The 17,720-nt window shown below is 70.4% G+C and carries 20 protein-coding genes; 9 read left to right on the plus strand and 11 right to left on the minus strand.

The genetic code is table 11. The features are described from left to right. Positions 1-222: hypothetical protein (locus DQP58_RS26875; RefSeq protein ID WP_430916400.1), on the plus strand; the 222-nt coding region annotated here is incomplete at its 5' end. A gap of 1 nt (position 223) precedes the next feature. Further along, positions 224-979, plus strand: a complete 756-nt coding sequence (gene nei2 / locus DQP58_RS21090) for an endonuclease VIII Nei2 (protein ID WP_112710150.1) — start codon at positions 224-226, stop codon at positions 977-979. Between the two features lie 59 nt (positions 980-1,038). On the opposite strand, the gene DQP58_RS21095 is transcribed toward nei2, so the two are convergent. Next, positions 1,039-1,956, minus strand: coding sequence for an extracellular catalytic domain type 1 short-chain-length polyhydroxyalkanoate depolymerase (locus DQP58_RS21095; RefSeq protein ID WP_112710151.1), 918 nt, complete (start codon positions 1,954-1,956; stop codon positions 1,039-1,041). 191 nt (positions 1,957-2,147) lie between these two features. On the opposite strand from DQP58_RS21095, the gene DQP58_RS21100 reads away from it, so the two are divergent. Then, a complete protein-coding gene (locus DQP58_RS21100) occupies positions 2,148-2,513 on the plus strand; it encodes a DUF732 domain-containing protein (protein WP_112710152.1) in 366 nt (121 codons plus the stop codon). A 105-nt stretch (positions 2,514-2,618) separates the two neighbouring features. Beyond that, entirely contained in the window at positions 2,619-2,807 is a 189-nt protein-coding gene (locus DQP58_RS21105; RefSeq protein WP_240630018.1) for a hypothetical protein, read from the plus strand. Positions 2,808-2,817: 10 nt separating this feature from the next. Here the strand turns inward: DQP58_RS21105 and DQP58_RS21110 are convergent, their stop codons facing one another. Beyond that, a complete protein-coding gene (locus tag DQP58_RS21110; protein ID WP_112710154.1) occupies positions 2,818-3,816 on the minus strand; it encodes a magnesium transporter CorA family protein in 999 nt (332 codons plus the stop codon). 93 nt (positions 3,817-3,909) lie between these two features. Between DQP58_RS21110 and DQP58_RS21115 the strand changes: the two genes are divergently transcribed. Beyond that, positions 3,910-4,569, plus strand: coding sequence for a DUF5994 family protein (locus DQP58_RS21115; RefSeq protein ID WP_112710155.1), 660 nt, complete (start codon positions 3,910-3,912; stop codon positions 4,567-4,569). Here the strand turns inward: DQP58_RS21115 and DQP58_RS21120 are convergent. The 6 genes from DQP58_RS21120 to DQP58_RS21145 form a co-directional block, all read right to left on the minus strand. Then, complete coding sequence (locus tag DQP58_RS21120; protein WP_112710156.1) at positions 4,500-5,648, minus strand: PPE family protein; 1,149 nt, start codon at positions 5,646-5,648, stop codon at positions 4,500-4,502. The two genes, DQP58_RS21115 and DQP58_RS21120, sit on opposite strands and share 70 nt — an antisense overlap. A 170-nt stretch (positions 5,649-5,818) precedes the next feature. Then, positions 5,819-6,967 (minus strand): PPE family protein, encoded by a 1,149-nt coding sequence (locus DQP58_RS21125; RefSeq protein ID WP_112710157.1) that lies wholly within the window; start codon positions 6,965-6,967, stop codon positions 5,819-5,821. A gap of 208 nt (positions 6,968-7,175) precedes the next feature. Further along, entirely contained in the window at positions 7,176-7,982 is an 807-nt protein-coding gene (locus tag DQP58_RS21130; protein WP_112710158.1) for an MBL fold metallo-hydrolase, read from the minus strand. Between the two features lie 82 nt (positions 7,983-8,064). Then, complete coding sequence (locus tag DQP58_RS21135) at positions 8,065-8,925, minus strand: pseudouridine synthase (protein WP_112710159.1); 861 nt, start codon at positions 8,923-8,925, stop codon at positions 8,065-8,067. Beyond that, positions 8,922-10,679: a glycerol-3-phosphate dehydrogenase/oxidase gene (locus DQP58_RS21140; RefSeq protein WP_112710160.1), complete on the minus strand. Its 1,758-nt coding sequence runs from the start codon at positions 10,677-10,679 to the stop codon at positions 8,922-8,924. Before DQP58_RS21140 ends, DQP58_RS21135 begins: the two co-directional genes overlap by 4 nt. A gap of 66 nt (positions 10,680-10,745) precedes the next feature. Further along, on the minus strand, positions 10,746-12,161 hold the full coding sequence (locus DQP58_RS21145) for an NAD(P)H-quinone dehydrogenase (protein WP_112710161.1): 1,416 nt from the start codon (positions 12,159-12,161) through the stop codon (positions 10,746-10,748). A gap of 82 nt (positions 12,162-12,243) precedes the next feature. Between DQP58_RS21145 and DQP58_RS21150 the strand changes: the two genes are divergently transcribed. Then, entirely contained in the window at positions 12,244-12,723 is a 480-nt protein-coding gene (locus DQP58_RS21150) for a gamma-glutamylcyclotransferase (protein WP_112710162.1), read from the plus strand. Positions 12,724-12,838: 115 nt separating this feature from the next. Next, the gene (locus DQP58_RS21155) at positions 12,839-13,666 is read left to right on the plus strand and encodes an alpha/beta hydrolase (RefSeq protein WP_112710167.1); all 828 of its coding nucleotides are present in this window, start codon (positions 12,839-12,841) and stop codon (positions 13,664-13,666) included. Between the two features lie 4 nt (positions 13,667-13,670). On the opposite strand, the gene DQP58_RS21160 is transcribed toward DQP58_RS21155, so the two are convergent. Genes DQP58_RS21160 through DQP58_RS21170 form a run of 3 tightly spaced genes read right to left on the minus strand, consistent with a single transcriptional unit; the run spans position 13,671 to position 16,698 of the window. Beyond that, positions 13,671-14,849: an amidohydrolase gene (locus DQP58_RS21160; protein ID WP_112710163.1), complete on the minus strand. Its 1,179-nt coding sequence runs from the start codon at positions 14,847-14,849 to the stop codon at positions 13,671-13,673. After that, positions 14,846-16,036, minus strand: a complete 1,191-nt coding sequence (locus tag DQP58_RS21165) for a M20 family metallopeptidase (protein ID WP_112710164.1) — start codon at positions 16,034-16,036, stop codon at positions 14,846-14,848. Before DQP58_RS21165 ends, DQP58_RS21160 begins: the two co-directional genes overlap by 4 nt. 47 nt (positions 16,037-16,083) lie before the next feature. Then, positions 16,084-16,698 (minus strand): cutinase family protein, encoded by a 615-nt coding sequence (locus DQP58_RS21170; RefSeq protein ID WP_205869501.1) that lies wholly within the window; start codon positions 16,696-16,698, stop codon positions 16,084-16,086. A gap of 131 nt (positions 16,699-16,829) precedes the next feature. Between DQP58_RS21170 and DQP58_RS21175 the strand changes: the two genes are divergently transcribed. Both DQP58_RS21175 and DQP58_RS27680 read left to right on the plus strand, forming a co-directional pair. After that, entirely contained in the window at positions 16,830-17,645 is an 816-nt protein-coding gene (locus DQP58_RS21175; protein ID WP_112710166.1) for a purine-nucleoside phosphorylase, read from the plus strand. A gap of 4 nt (positions 17,646-17,649) precedes the next feature. Continuing rightward, the coding region (locus DQP58_RS27680; protein ID WP_430916406.1) for a hypothetical protein at positions 17,650-17,720 on the plus strand (71 nt) is incomplete at its 3' end.

Below are 17,720 nucleotides of genomic sequence, written 5' to 3' on the forward strand. Positions count from 1 at the left end.
GGCGGCCGGTCGCTGCTCACCTTCACCGACGACCCGGCCGCACAGCACGCCGCGGCCACCGCGCTGGCCGACCTGGTCGCCTCCCGCCGCGTCGCGTCGATCCTGGTCGAACGCGTCGACGGGGCGCCGGTGCTGCAGCCGAACGCGGGCGGGGCCGGCCCGGCCGATGCCCTGGCCGACGCCGGATTCGTCCGCACGCCGCGCGGGATGCGGCTGCGCTGACATGCCCGAGGGTGACACCGTCTGGCACACCGCCGCCGTGCTGCGCGAGCATTTGGTCGGCGGCACGCTGACCCGCTGCGACATCCGGGTGCCGCGGTTCGCCACCGTCGATCTCACCGGGCAGGTGGTCGACAAGGTGCTCAGCCGCGGCAAGCATCTGTTCATCCGGGTGGGGCCGGCCAGCATTCACTCGCACCTGAAAATGGACGGCAGCTGGCGGGTCGGCAAGCGCGCGCAGCGCGTCGACCACCGGGCGCGCATCATCCTGGAAACCGCCACCGCCCGGGCGGTCGGCGTCGACCTGGGGGTGCTGGAGGTCCTGGAACGCGACCGCGACGGCGACGCCGTCGCGCACCTGGGCCCCGACCTGCTGGGCGAAGATTGGGACCCGGCCCTGGCCGCGGCCAACCTGACCGCGGACCCGGACCGGCCGATCGCCGAGGCGCTGCTGGACCAGCGGGTGCTGGCCGGGGTCGGCAATGTGTACAGCAACGAATTGTGTTTTCTCACCGGGCATCTGCCCACCGCGCCGGTGCGTGACCTCGCCGATCCCCGCCGGCTGGTCTCGCGCGCCCGGGAAATGTTGTGGCTCAACAGATTCCGTTGGAACCGGTGCACCACCGGTGACACCCGGGCGGGCCGGCAGCTGTGGGTCTACGGGCGATCGGGCCAGCCCTGTCGGCGCTGCGGCACCGCGATCAAGTTCGACGACGCGACGGAACGGGTGACCTACTGGTGCCCGTCGTGTCAGCGCTGAAGCTAGTCCCGATGGCGGCGACCCCCCGGCGCCCGGCTTCGCCGCGCTTGCGATCGCCGCTAGTCGCGGGCGTGTGCAAGGAAGAACTGGGCGATGGCCTCGGATCCGTCCAGCGCGCGGGTGGTGGGGCCGATGACGGCCGTCGGCAGGTACTGCTTGCCGCCCGGCCAGGTGTGCCCGCCGCGGTCGATCTTGTAGAACACCACCTCGGTGTTGGCCGCGCACCCGGTGGACTCGTAGCGGTGCACGACGGTGCCGTCGCGGACATCGGGCAGCGCCTCCATGGCCGGATCGCCCTCACAGCCGTCGGCCGAACGCCACTTGTCCACCATGGTGTCCGCCGAGATGGAGTGGCTCAGCCCGCCGCGCCCGCGCACCGCCCCACCCTTGAAGGGCACCAGCGGGTCGGCCGTGCCGTGGGCCTCCCAGACCGACACCGGCTGTGACGGGTTGCAGGCCACCCCGACGCCCAGGGTGCCGGCCACCGGGGCGACCGCTGCGAAGACGTCGGCCCGGTCGCACGCCAGCCGGTTGCTCATGAAGCCGCCGTTGGACATCCCGGTGACGAACACATGCCCGGGCGCGACGCCGTAGTCGTGCTGCACCTTGGTCACCAGCCCGACCAGGAACGCCACATCGTTGATGTGGTGGCGATCGGCGGGCGAGGCGCCGCGCCCATCGGCCCAGCTCTTGTCGTAACCGTCGGGGTAGACCACCAGCAGGTTGTGGGCGTCAGCAACGGTGTCGAAGCCCGTCAGGGCGCGCTGCGAGATCCCGCTACCCCCGCCGCCGTGCAAACTGAGCACCAGCCCGACGGGGTCGCCCGCCGGCACGTGCAACATGTAGGTTCGGTCCATGCCGCCGGATCGAAAGGTGCCCGGAACGTCTCGAGCGCTCGCCGCCGACACGTGCCGCACGCCGCAGCCGACCACGCATATCGCCACCACAGCGAGCCACAGCCACCGCGCGTATGTCATGTCGTCAGATCACCGGCAGCGCGCCGGCGCGGGCTCGCCGGTAACGCGCATCCGACGCGGGAGCAAACCCTTGTGTGGCACACACCGCATTATCGGCGATCCGGCAGCGGGCGGCACCGCGACATGCAAGCATTCGAACTAGCCCCGCCTTCAGCAAGCGACGGCACTTCTGTTCCACGGGAGTATCAGAAATGACGAGCATCCAGATACGCAAGCCCGTCCGGGCGCGCTCGATCCTGGCGATCGGCGTCGCGCCGGTGGCCGGGCTGCTCGGCGTGCTGGCCGCATCCGCGACCGCGACCGCCACGTCTGCCGATGACGCGTTTCTGGCCGCGCTGAAAGCTAAGGGCATCAACTACGAGTCACCCGACACCGCGGTCAACTCCGGGCACACCGTGTGCCACGAACTCGACATGGGCCAGACACCGGAACAGGTCGCCAACAACGTATTGTCCAGCAGCACCCTGGACAGCTACCACGCCGGCTATTTCGTGGGGGTCAGCATCAAGGCGTACTGCCCCAAGTACGCGGATTCGGCCGCTTCTTCCGGATCCTGAAATTTATCGCCGGTTGACCGGCTCGTGATGCAACCGCGAAAAAATTGCAGGTATCCGAAACGAAGAAGCTCAGGGCCGAACATGATTCCGAAACTTTGGCTCGGTGTGGCGGGCATTGCAATCGCGCTCGGCGCATCCGGGTGGGCCACGGCGTCGGCGGCCATCGACCCCAACCCCTTCAGCCATCTCAGTTGCGCCTGCCAGGATCCGGATCCGCCGGGCAGCCCGGCCCTGCGGGACAACATCAATCAGGGCCTGCACCAAGGCATTTCGGCGCCGCCCGTGGTGGAGTAGCCCTGGTTTCCTACAGCCAATCGCGCCGCTTGAACATCACGTAGAGCACCACCATCAGCACGAGTATCACGCCGGTGCTGGCCGCGAATCCGGCATGGGTGCCGAAGCCCGGGTAGGGCACGTTCTGTCCGTAGAAGCCGGTGATGGCCGTCGGCACGGCGATGATGGCCGCCCATCCCGTCAGCTTCTTCATGACCGTGTTCAATCGGGCATCCTGTAGCGACAGATTGGTCTCGAAAATGGTGGTGACCATGTCGCGCAACGATTCCGTCCATTCCGAGACCCGCAGCACGTGGTCGTACAGGTCGGCGTACAGCGGGTCCAGCTGCCGATCGGATCCGTCCGAAATGCGGTGGTGCTGTAGGGCATTGACGACTTCGCGCATGGGCAGGGCCACCCGCCGCAGGTTCACCAGGTCCCTGCGCAGCCGGAACGTGCGGCGCTGCAAGACGCCCTTGCGGGGTCTGCCGTCGAACAGTTCGTCCTCGATGGCCTCGATGCAGTCGTCCAAGGCTTCGACCGCCGTGAAGTGGCTGTCGACCACCACGTCGAGCAGCCCGTGCACCAATGCGCCGACGCCGTAGCGTTGGCCGCCGATCTCCTGCCACCGGCGGGTCACCTGGGCCATGTCGAACTCGGGCGTCAGCCGCACGGTGATCAGTCCCTGCGGCAGCACGAATCCCGAGATGCGTTGCATCGACAGCATCCGCTCGGGGGTATCGGCGGAAGCGGTTGCGACGTCGACGGCGTAGACCGTGAAGAACGTGTGGCTTTCGTAGGCGGTGACTTTGACCCGCTCGGCCGCGGCCACCGCATCCTCGACCGCCCAGCGGTTCAGCCCGAGTTCGTCGGCCAGCCCGCACAGGGTGTCGTGGTCCGGTTCGCACAGGTCGGCCCACACCAGGGTGTCGGGTTCGGTGAGGTAGTCGGAGATCTTGTCGAACTCGAAGCCGTCCTGCGCCTTGCCGCCGCGCCACACCTGGCCGGAAACATTCGAAGCGATCTGCACCCCGACATCTTCTCAACCGTTGTTCACGATCGGTAAACCCGCCAGCCACTCACCCGCGCCGCGGTCGCCGACTGGCCGTGCTGATCTTGTGCAATGGAGCGATCAAACCGGTTGCAACTCAAGCCGTATCGGGCTGTGTCCGAGCACGTCGACGGCGCCTGGTGGCCGCGGTCGACGACCCTGGTCGACGAGCTGCCGGGCCTGGCGGCCTCGCTGTCCGACCGGCTGGGGCGGATCGTCATGGTGGGGTATCACCGCAACGGCTGGCATGACACGCCGACGCTGGCGCAAATCGACGGGCACGCAATCGAATTGCTGGGCTTCACCAGTGACGAGCCGGCCAGCGTCATCGTGATGGGTGACAGCGGCCGCCACATCACGCTGCATGTCATCCGGCCCGACACCGAGGAGGACGCCGCCCGTCGGGAACTCGACGCGGTGCGCGCGCCCGCCGCTGTCTCGGTCTCGCCGGCCGTCCCGGCCTCGGTGGGCCGGTCGGTGGCGGACGTGGCCGAGAAGCTGGCCCGTCACGAGGGGCTCGGCGACGAACGGCGCACCGCTCAGATCAGGCGGTGGTGCGACGAGACGGCGCAACGATTCATCGACGCGCCGGTGCAGACCTTCGTCCCCATCCTGGTGGAGCACATCGTCCGCAACCGCATGATGGAGTCGCGCAGCCGGCGCTATCCGGCCGACGGCGGCCTGTGCATCACCGTGCCCGGAAGCTCGGCCCCGTACTCGATATCGTCGTAGTCGCGTCCCTTGCGCCGCCGGCCGCTCGCCGCGCCGCGGGCCGGGCGTACGGGGGCCATCGGAAGCATGGGCGTCTGGCCCGGCCCGGTCGGCAGCGGGGAGGCCGCCGACACCAGTTGCACCGGCGCCGAAGACCCCAACATGCCCACCGTCGCGGGCGGCATGGTCAGGTTGCCGAGCGAGATGCCGATGCCCAGCGTCGCGCGCGGCGCCATCGACGATCCGACGGCACTGACCAGGCTCGCGTCGGCCGCCGACAGGTCGGCCGTTGCCTCGGACAGGCCGCCGAAGAAGTCGGCGGCGACGCCGCCCTGCAGCGCCTGGGCGGCGTTGACCTGGGCGATGTAGGCGAGCAGGTTGACCGGGAATCCGCCGGCGATGAACTGCCATCCCCACACGCTGAAGTACCTGAACCAGCCCGAGTCCGGATCCAGGCCGAAGGCGCTGGAGGCCGCGAGGTCTTCGCCGGCCACGGACATATCGGCGGCCGTCATGATCCCGGAGTCGGTCGTCGTCGTGGCGGGCACCAGCGTGGTTTGGATCGCCACGCCCGCCGGGTTGGTGACCGGCGGCGGCGGTGTGAAGGTCGGCGGCTGCACGGCGCTCGCCGAGGTGGCGGCGTAGCGGATCATCGCTGCCGAGTTGTTCACCCACATGGCCTGATATTCGGCCTCGGTTTCGGCGATGGCCGGGTAGTTGATCCCGAAGAAGTTGGTGGCCAACAACATTGCCAGCCGCGCCCGGTTGGCGGCGACCAGCGAGGGATGCACCACCGTCCAGTGCGTCAACTCGAACGCCGTGGTCATCACCTGCACCGAGGTGGCGACCTGCTGGCACTGCTGGGCGGTGACGCGCAACCAGTCGAGGTAGGGTTCGAGCGCTTGGGCCATCGCCTGGGCGGACGGGCCGTGCCACGTCGTCATCAGCTCCGACAACTCCGCGGTGTAGCTGCTGGCGGATTGCTCGAGCTCGGCGCTGAGCTCCTGCCAGACGGCGGCGGCTTCGATCCATGACCAAGCACCGGGTCCAGAGTGGATCAGCGCCGAAGTGACCTCCGGCGGCAGTATCCCGAAATCCATGAACCTTTACCTTGGGGAAGAACGTGTTTGGGGCGGACGCGCTGCGCCGGCCCGTCCGGTAATCGCAGAGTGAGTGACGGCGGGACACCGTGGCGTCCTGCTGCTGGTCGCCGTTGACCTGCCTGGTGGCGGTTTACGGCGTCCGCAGTCGCGGGGCGCCAACGTCAGGGTCATCCCGCCGATGGGTTTCGAGGCATCACTTTGCCTTTGACCTCCTGGCCGAGGGCAACGTCCTCGTACTTCTGCTGTTTGCGTTTTCGCCAGCCGGTGCCCGCCGAGGCCGTCGTCGGCGGCACCATCATCGGCATCAGCGGGAACCCGGATTCCGCCGCGGACAGCGGTGAGGCCGCGGATGCGAGCTGCACCCCGGTCTGGGTCCCTGGCAACAGCCCCACCACGGCGGGGGGCGCGGTCAACTTGCCCAGCGACACCCCGACGCCCATCGCGCCCGTCGGCGCCATTCCCGCGCCGACGTCCTTGACAGCGCTGGACAGGCTCGCGGTTGCCGCGCCCAGGCCCTCGGACAGGCCGGTGCCGATGTCGCCGCCCACGCTCTGCAGCGCGCTGGCCGACGAGTTCTGCGCCAGGTAGCTGAGCATGTTGATGGGGAAGCCGGACGAGATGAACTGGTTGCCCCAGGTGCTCCAGTAGCCGAACCACCCGCCGTTCGGGTCGCCGTCGCTGCCGAAGATGCCGGCCAGCGACGAGTCCGTCCCCAACAGACTTTGGCTCACGTTGCCGGCGTCCAATAGCTGGGCTTGGCCCACCGCCGCCTCTTGGTTGGCGGTGCCGTCGGGGGTGGTGTCGGGAAGGGGCGAGCTGAACTTGGACAGCTGCGTGGTCGCCTGCGAGGACGACGCCTGGTAGCGGCTCATCGCCGCCGAATTGTTCGCCCACATGGTCTGGTATTCGTTCTCGGTCTCGGCGATGGCGGCCGTGTTGGTGCCGAACCGGTTGGTGGCCAACAGCTGCGCCAGTCGCGTCCGATTGGCGGTGACCACCGCCGGAGGGACGATCGACGCGCGGGCGGCGGTGAACGCCGACGCGGCGGCCTCGGCCGAGGTGGCCATCTGCGCGGATTGCTGGGCGGTCTCGCGCAGCCAGAGCAGGTAGGGCTGGACGGACTGCAGCATCGCCGTCGCCGACGGCCCGTCCCAGGACTCGATCAGCGACGACAGCGTCGAGGCATAGGTGGATACCGAATTCTCCAGCTCGACCGCCACACGTTGCCACGCGCCGGCGGCCTCGATCAGCGAGCCCGCGCCCGGCCCGGTGTGGATGAGCGTCGAGGTGACCTCGGGGGGTGCAAACAGATCCATCACGTCTCACAATGCCCACGCTGAGAACGCCTCAGCAAATTTGCGTTGACCAGGCCGCGAAGAACCCTGAAACTCTGCACGTCGAAGCCCGTCACCTGCGGTCGGTACCTCCCAGTTCGACTGCCCGGTGTTAGGACACCCTATACCCAAAGCTGAGAGCGATTTGACATTTGCTGGCCAGGGGCACCACTCGAAAACGGCCGCCGTCTTACACGGTCACCGAGGCGCCGCGGTTCACAACGACGATCCGGTCCCCCAAGCCGCGGTGCTGCATCTCGCGGGTGAAGTCGGCCAGCGGCGACGCGAACACGCTGTAATCGTCGAAGTGCACCGGGATGGCCTTCGGCAGGGCCAGCATCGCGACCAGCTCGGCGCCCTGGCGGCCGTCCATCGTCACGGTCAGCCCGAACGGCAGCCGCCCGCCGGCCGGCAGCCGGGTGCCGCCGAGGTGCAGCATGCCCGCGTCGATCGGGTCGAACCGGGCGGGGATCTCCTTGAGCTCCTCGATCAGCAGGGTGTCCCCGGAGATGTAGAGCCGGCGGCGGGGCGCTGCAGGGCCTTCCCCGAACTCCACCATGGTGCCCATCACCGGCGGGAGTAGGCGCTGGCTCCATCCCGGCGCGTGACGCCCGGGCAGCGACGTGAGGGTCAGCGTGGTGCCGCCTTTGGTCATGGTGTGCTGCTGCCACGTCCGCAGGCCGCGCGCCTGGGCGAACCCGCGCCTGTGCAGTCGTTGGGCGGCGTGCGGGGTGGTGACGACGGGCAAACCGTGGTCCAGGCCCCGCTGCGACACCCTGTCCCAGTGATCGCCGTGCATGTGTGACAGCACGATCGCGTCGATCGGCGGGAGCTCGTCGATGCGCAACGCCGGCTCCTTGAGCCGCTTGGACACCAGACCGTGGCCGAGGTAGGCGCGTTGCCCCCGATGCAGAAAGTTGGGATCGGTCAGCAGCGTCAGCCCACCCGCCGAGATGAGGGTGGTGGCGTTGCCGACATACGTGACGGTGATGTCCATAGCCGCGGGCTACCCGGTCCCGCGCCCGGCCATGCCGCTAGAAGGGCGGCGGATCGTCTGTGCCGGCGTGGGGCGGGGCCTTCTAGGGCTCCGTGCGACGGCTGACGAACTCCCGCGGCACACCGGTGAGCGGATCGACGAACTCGATGCGCTGCGCCAGCAGCCGCAGCGGCGTGCTGAAGTCGTCGACCGCGACATCGACCACGTCGGGATACAACGGATCCCCGTCGATCGGGATGCCCAGCGCGGCCATGTGCAGGCGCAGCTGATGGGTGCGTCCGGTGCGCGGGGTCAGCCGGTACAGCCCATCCTGCGATGCCAGCTCCACGCGCGTCTCCGCGTTGGGCGCACCCGGCTCGCAGACCGCCTGTAAAAGCCCGCGGCGCTTGATGATTCGGTTCTTCACCACGCAAGGCAGCTCCAGCTCGGGATCAACGGCGGCCCGGGCCAGATAGGTCTTGCCCACCAGGCCGCGGGAGAACAGCGTCTGGTAGGCGCCGCGCACCTCGCGACGCGCGGTGAACAGCAGCACCCCTGCGGTCAGCCGGTCCAGCCGGTGCGCCGGGCTCAGCTCGGGCAGCCCGAGCTGCCGCCGGAGACGCACCAGCGCGGTCTGCGCGACGTGGCGTCCGCGCGGCATCGTGGCCAAAAAGTGCGGCTTGTCGACGACCACGATGTCGTCGTCACGATGCAGCACCGGGACGTCGAACGGGACGGGCACCTCGTCGGGCAGCTCGCGATACAGGTAGACGCTCTCACCGGCGGGAAGCACTGTGGCGCAATCGATCACCGCGCCGTCGGCGCCGACGACCTCGCCGGCCAGCACCTTGGCGCGGGCCCGCGCGCCGAACCGGGCGGTCAGTTCGGCCAGCACCTGCCCGCCCCGCAGCCGCACCCGCGCGGGGCCCAAGCCATCGCGGACCGGAAGCGGCGCGGGCCTCAACTGAGCGGGACCGGCTCGAGGATCTCGGCGCGCGCCTCGGGCGCGCTGGCCCGCAATTCGTCGGCGGACACGTCGTCGGGCTGGGCCTGGGACAGGATCTCGGCCTCCACCCGGGCGCAGTAGTTCGCCACCTCACGCTCGACGTCCTGCGTCGCCCAGCCGAGCACCGGGGCGACCACGTCGGCGACCTCGCGGGCGCAGTCGACGCCGCGGTGCGAGTACTCGATGGAGATGCGCATCCGTCGGGCCAGGATGTCCTCCAGATGCAGGGCCCCCTCGGCGGTGACGGCGTACAGGGCCTCCACTTTGAGGTAGCCCGGCGCCTCCTTGATCGGGCTGAGCAGGTCGGCGTTTCCGGCCGCCAGCCCCAGCACGTCGCCGATCAGCGAACCGTAGCGATCCAGCAGATGCCGCACCCGGTACGGATGCAAACCTTGCAGCGCCGCAACGTGTTCGGCCTGGTTCACCAGGGCGAAGTAACCGTCGGCGCCCAGCAGGCTGACCTTCTCGGTGATGGACGGTGCCACGCGGGCCGGGACGAACTGGGCCGCGGCGTCGATCGCGTCGGCGGCCATCACCCGATAGGTGGTGTACTTGCCGCCGGCGATGGCCACCAATCCCGGCGCGGGCACCGCCACGGCGTGCTCGCGGGACAGCTTGGAGGTCTCCTCGCTCTCCCCGGCCAGCAGCGGCCGCAGCCCCGCGTACACGCCGTCGATGTCGGCGTGGGTGAGCGGGATGGCCAGCACGGTGTTGACCGTCTGCAGGATGTAGTCGATGTCGGCTTTGGTGGCTGCGGGGTGGGCCAGGTCCAGGTTCCAGTCGGTGTCGGTGGTGCCGATGATCCAGTGGGTGCCCCACGGAATCACGAACATCACTGATTTCTCGGTGCGCAGGATGATGGCGACGTCGCTGACGATGCGGTCGCGCGGCACCACCACGTGCACGCCCTTGGAGGCGCGCACCTGAAATCGCCCGCGCTGCTTGGACAACGCCTGAATCTCGTCGGTCCACACCCCAGTGGCGTTGACGACCACGTGGCCGCGGACTTCCGTGACGGCGCCGTCCTCGGAGTCGCGGACCCGCACGCCGGTCACCCGGTCGCCCTCGCGCAGCATCGCGACCACCTGGGTGGAGGTCCGCACCACCGCGCCGTAGTGGGCGGCGGTGCGCGCGACGGTCATGGTGTGCCGGGCGTCGTCGACGACGGTGTCGTAGTAGCGGATTCCGCCGATCAACGCGCCGCGCTTGAGGCCCGGGCTCAACCGCAACGCGCCGGCCCGGGTCAGATGTCTTTGCGCCGGAACGGATTTCGCGCCGCCCATCCGGTCGTAGAGAAAGATGCCCGCGGCGACGTAGGGCCGCTCCCACACGCGATTGGTCAGCGGAAACAGGAACGGCATCGGCTTGACCAGATGCGGCGCCAGGGTGGTCAGCGACAGCTCGCGCTCGTAGAGCGCCTCGCGCACCAGCCCGAACTCCAGCTGTTCGAGATAGCGCAACCCGCCGTGGAACATCTTCGACGAGCGGCTGGAGGTGCCCGACGCGAAATCGCGCGCCTCGACCAACGCCACCTTGAGCCCGCGGGTGGCGGCGTCCAACGCACAGCCGGAACCCACCACGCCGCCACCGATGACGACGACGTCGAACTGCTCGGCGCCGAGTCGCTCCCACGCCAGCGCCCGCTGCTGAGGCCCCAACGTGGAAGCCGCCCAGGTCTGCGCGCTGTCGGGCGCCTGTATCGGGTTGCTCAAGGCAGCGGACTCCTCACCGGGAAACTCTTGTCGGTTACTCGCCAGTAGGACGGTGTCGGACCAAGGCTAGTCCAGATCGTCGTGCGCCATCAGCCGCCGCGCGGCCTCGGTGATCGAGCCGGACAACGAGGGGTAGACCGCCAGCGTCTGCGCCAGCTCGTTGACGGTGATGCGGTTGGTCACCGCGACGGCGATCGGCAGGATCAGCTCGGAGGCGATCGGTGCCACCACCACACCACCGATCACCACGCCGGTCGCCTGGCGACAGAAGAGTTTGACGAAACCCTGTCGCAGGCCCGACATCTTGGCGCGCGCGTTGGTGCGCAACGGCAACATGACCGTGCGGGCCGGCACCGAACCGTCGTCGATCAAGGTCTGCGGCACCCCGACGGCGGCGATCTCGGGCCTGGTGAACACCGTTGCGGCCACCGTCCGCAACCGGATCGGGCTGACGCCCTCGCCCAGCGCGTGATACATCGCGATCCGGCCCTGCATGGCCGCGACCGAGGCCAGCGGCAGCAGCCCGGTGCAGTCCCCGGCGGCGTAGATGCCGGCCACCGAGGTCCGCGACACCCGGTCCACGGTCAGGTAACCGCCGCGGCCCAGCTCGATGCCGACCCGGTCCAGCCCCAGGCCGGCGGTGTTGGGGACCGACCCGATGGTCATCAGCGCGTGGCTGCCCTCGACCGTGCGCCCGTCCGCCAGGGTGACCAGCACGCCGTTCTCGGTGCGGGTGACCGATTGCGCGCGGGCGTTTTTGACCAGCTCGACGCCGCGCTCGGAGAATGCCTCCTCCAGGACCAGGGCGGCGTCGGCGTCCTCGTAGGGCAGCACCCGGTCACGGCTGGCGACCACGGTCACCGGCACGCCCAATTCGGTGTAGGCGTGCACGAATTCGGCGCCGGTGACCCCGGACCCGACCACGATCAGGTGCTCGGGCAGCGCCTCGAGGTCGTAGAGCTGACGCCAGGTCAGGATCCGCTCGCCGTCCGGCGGCGCCGACGGCAGCACCCGCGGGCTGGCGCCGGTGGCGATCAGCACGACGTCGGCCTCGTACTCGCTGGTGGCGCCATCGGGGGCGGTGGCTTTGACGCGGTGGCAGGCCAGGCCCGGGGTGGGGTCGATCAGCTCGCCGCGGCCGGCCACCACGTGCACGCCCATCCCGCGCAGCTGCTCGGTGATGTCGGCCGACTGCTCGGAGGCGAGTCGCCTGACCCGGGCATGGATCTGCGGCAGCGAGATCTTGGCGTCGTCGATGTCGATCTCGAACCCCAGCCGCGGCGCCCGGCGCAACTCCGTGCGCAGCCAGGTCGAGGCGATGAACGTCTTGGACGGCACGCAGTCGGCGAGCACCGCCGCGCCGCCGATGCCGTCGGAGTCGATCACCGTGACGCGGGTCGTGTCCGGGTGAGAGGTGGCGGCCACCAGCGCGGCCTCGTAACCGGCCGGGCCGCCACCGAGGATCACGATGCGGGTCACCACAGCCCCCAACCTAACGAAGCGGCGGGGACCCCGCGAATGCTCGGGGGAAGACCGGCCGGCGCCGGACGTCTAAGCTTTCCCCGTGCCGCTCTACGCCGCGTACGGGTCGAACATGGATCCCGAGCAGATGCAGAAACGCGCGCCCCACTCGCCGATGGCCGGAACCGGCTGGTTGCACGGGTGGAGATTGACCTTCGGTGGCGAGGACATCGGCTGGGAGGGCGCGCTGGCCAGCGTCGTCGAGGACCCGGGGTCGAAGGTGTTCGTCGTCCTCTACGATATGACGCCGGCGGACGAGAAGAACCTGGACCGCTGGGAGGGCTCGGAGTTCGGTGTGCACAAGAAGATCCGTTGCCGGGTGGAGCGGATCTCGTCGGACACCGACACCGACCCGGTGCTGGCCTGGCTGTACGTCCTGGACGCCTGGGAAGGCGGCATGCCGTCGGCCCGGTATCTGGGAGTGGTGGCCGACGCGGCCGAAATCGCCGGAGCGCCAAGCGATTACGTGCACTGGCTGCGCACCCGCCCGGCCCGAAACATCGGTCCCGGGACCAGCGCCTGATCGAGGCGTCCCGAATGCAAAGGAATTTCGGCTGTCAATCCTGTCCGTACCGCTGATCGCCGACGCGGTGGCGCGCGCGTTCGCGGCCGCGCTCAACCCGGCCCCGAAGGCCGCCGTGCGCTTCCCAGAGTTCGCCGCCCGAACCTCCGAGGTCGCGATCCCCACCCGCGACGGCCCCGTGTCCGCGACCGTCTACCACCCGCCCGCGGCGACGAACCCGCCCGTCTACGTCAACGTGCACGGGGGTGGCTTCGTGATCGGGCACCCCGAGCAGGACGATCCGTGGTGCCGCTACCTGGCCGCCAACGCGGGCGTGCTGGTGGTCAACCCCGACTACGCGCTGGCGCCGCGGCACCGCATCCCCACCGCGGTGCAACAGATCTATGACGTCGTGTGCTGGGCGGCCGGCCCCGACCGCGACTGGGACGGCACCCGGCTGTGCGTCGGCGGCCAAAGCGCGGGCGGCAACCTGAGCGCCGCGGCGGCCCGCCTGGCGCTGGAGAACGGTAGTCCCGACATCGCGCTGCAGGTGCTGCACTACGCGCCGCTGGACCTGGTCACGCCCAGCCGCGACAAGCCGTCGGCGATCGGCAACCGGGCGATCATGAAGCCGTGGATGAGCGAAGTCTTCGACACCGCCTACATCCCCGATCCGGCGCACCGGCGCGACCGGCTGGCCTCGCCCGCCTGGGACGGCAACGCCGACGACCTCGCCGGCATAGCGCCCGCGCTGGTGGTGACCGCCGAGCACGACCGGCTGCGCGACGAGGCCCGCAGGTACGCGGAGAAACTACGGGCCGTCGGGGCGTTGGCGGAGTACCACGAGGTGGCCGGCGTCGACCACGGCTACAACATCATGAGCGGGGCGGCCGACGTCACGCGGCGGACGTACGCGCGGATCGCCGAGCACGTCGTCCGCGCCACGGGCACCCGCCCGTCGTAGGCGCCTAAGCCAGCCCCAACGCGGCGGACTGCTCGACGATGTTGGTCATCACGCGCACCCCGATCGGCAGGGCCCGTTCGTCGAGGTTGAACGTCGGCTGGTGCAGGTCGAGCTGCGGCCCCACCCCCGGCCACACGCCGAGCCGCGCCATCGCACCGGGGATCTCCTCGAGGTACCAGGAGAAGTCCTCGCCACCCCCGGACTGACGGGTGTCGGCCAGCGAGTCGGGGCCGATCGCTTCGATCGCGTGGGTGAGGATGCGCGCCGAGAGGTCCTCGTTGACCACCGGCGGCACGCCGCGCCGGTATAGCAGCGTGTGTTCGATGGCCAGCGGCGCCAGCAGCCCGGACACCGTCTCGCGGATGATCCCCTCCAGGCCCACCCAGGTCTGCCGGCTCGCGGTGCGCACGGTGCCCGCCAGCACGCCGCTCTGCGGGATGGCGTTGGCGGCCACCCCGGCGTTGACCGCGCCCCACACCAGCACGGTGCCGTTGCGCGGGTCGATGCGCCGCGACAAGACCCCGGGCAGCCCGGTGATCAGCGTGCCGAGCCCGTAGACCAGGTCGGCCGTCAGGTGCGGGCGCGAGGTGTGCCCGCCGGGCGAATACAGCGTGATCTCGATCTGGTCGGCCGCCGAGGTGATGGGGCCGTGCCGGACCGCGACCTTGCCGACCTCCAGCCGGGGGTCGCAGTGCAGGGCGAAGATCCGCGAGACCCCGGTGATGGCGCCGGCAGCGATGGCGTCGATCGCCCCGCCGGGCATCAGTTCCTCGGCGGCCTGGAAGATCAGCCGCACCCCCACCGGCAGCTCGGGCACCGACGCCAGCACCAGGGCGGTGCCCAGCAGGATCGCGGTGTGCGCGTCGTGACCGCAGGCGTGCGCCACGTTGGGCATGGTGGACGCGTAGGGGACGTCGGTGCGCTCGGCCATCGGCAGGGCGTCCATGTCGGCCCGCAACGCGATCCGGGGCTCGTGCTCGGGCCCGATGTCACACACCAGCCCCGTTCCGCCGGGCAGCACCTTCGGGTTGAGCCCGGCCTCGGCCAGCCGCTCGGCGACGAACTGGGTGGTGGCGTATTCCTGGCGGCCCAGCTCGGGGTAACGGTGAATGTGCCGGCGCCAGTCGACCAGGTCTTGGTGGTGGGCCGCCAGCCACGTATCGGCGGCGTCGACCAGGCTCATGATCGCGCCCCGGACTGCCGGCGCTCCCGCGCGTCCATCACCCGGTCGCGCTGGGCGGGCGTCTGGGCCAGCTGAACCACCGTGCGCGCCAACATGATCGCGCCCTCGACGACCGCGCGGTCGGCGCTGGGGCCGGCGGCGGCGTCGGCGAAGGCGCGCTGGTGCACCATCGCGCCGCCGGCGTCGACCCCGACGATCGGGTGGATCCCCGGCAGCACCTGCGTCACGTTGCCCATGTCGGTACTGCCCATGGGCAACGCGGACTCGTACTCGCGGGCGACCGGCTCGCGGCCCAGCCGGCACATCTCCGCGCGGAAGGCGTCGGCCAGCCATTCGTCGGGCCGCAGCTCGTCGTAGGCGGGTGCGGGGTTGTCGATCTCGTATTCGCAACCGGTGGCCAACGCGCCCGCGGCGAAGCAGGCGTACACCCGGCCCTCCAGCTCGCGCAGCGAATCGGATTCCACCGCGCGCATCGCGTACTGAACCGCCGCGCGGCCGGGGATGACGTTGACGGCCTGCCCGCCGTTGGTGACGATGCCGTGCACCAGCTGCCCCGGCGCCAATTGCTGGCGCAGCAGACCGATGGCCACCTGCGCGACGGTCACCGCGTCGACGGCGTTGACGCCCAGCTGCGGCGCCACGGCGGCGTGCGATTCCTTGCCGCGGTAGTCCACGGTCACCTCGGACAGGGCCAGCGAGCGGGCCGCCGCGATGTCGACCGGCCCCGGGTGCAGCATGACGGCCGCGGCGATGTCGTCGAACACCCCGGCCTTCAGCAGCAGCGCCTTGCCGCCGCCGGCCTCCTCGGCCGGCGTTCCCAGCAGCGACACCCGCAGCCCCAGCTCGTCGGCCACCTCGGCCAGCGCCAGCGCCGTGCCCACCGCCGACGCCGCGATGATGTTGTGGCCGCAGGCGTGACCGATCTCGGGCAGCGCGTCGTATTCGGCGCAGACGCCGATGGTCAACGGCCCGCTGCCGAAGTCGGCGCGAAAGGCGGTGTCCAGCCCGCCGGCGGCCTTGGTGATCTCGAAGCCGCGCTCGGCGACCAGCGCCTGCGCCTTGGCGCAGCTGCGGTGCTCGGCGAAGGCCAGCTCCGGCTCGGCGTGGATGGCATGGGACAACTCGACCAGGTCGTCACCACGTCGCCGCACCACAGCCTCAACACTGTCTAACGGGGTTGTGGGCACTCTCGCAGTATGTCACTCACCGGTCGGCGGTCCGGAGGGCCGCAAAGCTACACCAGCCCGGCGATGAACCCGGCCGCCTGACCGGGATACGGCGGGTCCTCGTAGGCGTGGTGGGCATCCCGGTCGCGACCGCCGACGACGCAGACCGGGTCGCCGTCGCTGCACAGGTCGATGGCGCGGCCGGCGAAGGCACCCGTCGACGACAGCGGCGTGTTGAAGCGGTTGCCGGGGTTACCGAACACCGCGACGGCCCGGATCTTGCCGGCGAGCGCGGGATCCAGCGCGGGCGCCGATCCGAAGTTGCCGATCCGCTGGCCGACCGGCGGCACCCCCGCGAGCATCGACACCGCGGCGGCGCCCTGCGAGAAGCCGCCAAGCACCAACCGCGTCGACGGGCACTGGTCGACCATCTGCGCGATGTGGTCGCGCGCGTCGTTGGCGCCGTCCGCGGTGGTCAGGAAGTTGTAGCTAGCCGGATAGTTCACCGCGTAGGAATCGACGTTGCGCGACCCCAGCGCGGGTTGCAGCGCGGCGAACAGCGCGTCGCCGACCGCCCCCAGGCCGGGCGGCTCGGCGGTGCCCCGGATGAAGATGAGTTGCACGTCCGGGCAGTCCGCCCTGGCCGACGGCGCCGGGCCCAGTGTGATCGAAACCACCGACAGCACAACGGCGACCGCCACTCCCATGACCGGGCCAACCACCGGCCACCTACGAAGAGTCATACGGCAGATCCTGGCATATACCGGCGACAGGTCCCCACCGCTGGGCTCGATCGCCGGGCTAGGCTCCCGCTGTGACCCAAACCCCGTCCGACCCAGGCGAGCTCGCGGCCCGGGCGGCCGAGGTCATCGCCGAACGCACCGGAATCGCCGAGCACGACGTCGCCATCGTGCTCGGATCCGGCTGGCCACCGGCCGTCGCCGCGCTGGGTACACCCACCGCCGTGCTGCCCCAGGCCGAGGTGCCCGGTTTCCGGCCGCCCACCGCGGTCGGGCACACCGGCGAGCTGTTGTCGATGCGCATCGGTGCCCACCGGGTGCTGGTGCTGGTCGGGCGCATCCACGCCTACGAGGGCCACGACCTGTGTCACGTCGTGCACTCGGTGCGGGCGGCCTGCGCGGCCGGGGTGCGCGCCGTCGTGCTCACCAACGCGGCGGGCGGGCTGCGCCAGGACATGACCGTCGGTGAACCCGTGCTGATCAGCGACCATCTGAACCTGACCGCCCGTTCGCCGCTGGTCGGCCCGCAGTTCGTCGACCTCACCGACGCCTACTCGCCGCGGCTGCGCGAACTCGCCCGCCAGGCCGACCCGACCCTGACCGAAGGCGTCTACGCCGGGCTGCCCGGCCCGCACTACGAGACGCCCGCCGAGATCCGGATGCTGCGCACGCTGGGCGCCGACCTGGTCGGCATGTCCACGGTGCACGAGGCCATCGCCGCGCGGGCCGCCGGCGCCGAGGTGCTCGGGGTGTCGCTGGTGACCAACCTGGCCGCGGGGATCAGCGGCGAACCGCTGAGCCACGCCGAGGTGCTGGCCGCCGGAGCCGCGGCGGCAGCCCGAATGGGGGCGCTGCTGGCCCTGATCCTCGCCCAGCTGCCCCGGTTCTAGGGCGATGACGCCCGAGGAGTGGATCGCCCACGATCCCGACCCGCGCACGGCCGCCGAACTCGCCGCTTGCGGCCC

This window comes from Mycobacterium colombiense (assembly GCF_003284975.1).
GTDB classification, from domain to species: Bacteria; Actinomycetota; Actinomycetes; order Mycobacteriales; family Mycobacteriaceae; genus Mycobacterium; species Mycobacterium europaeum_A.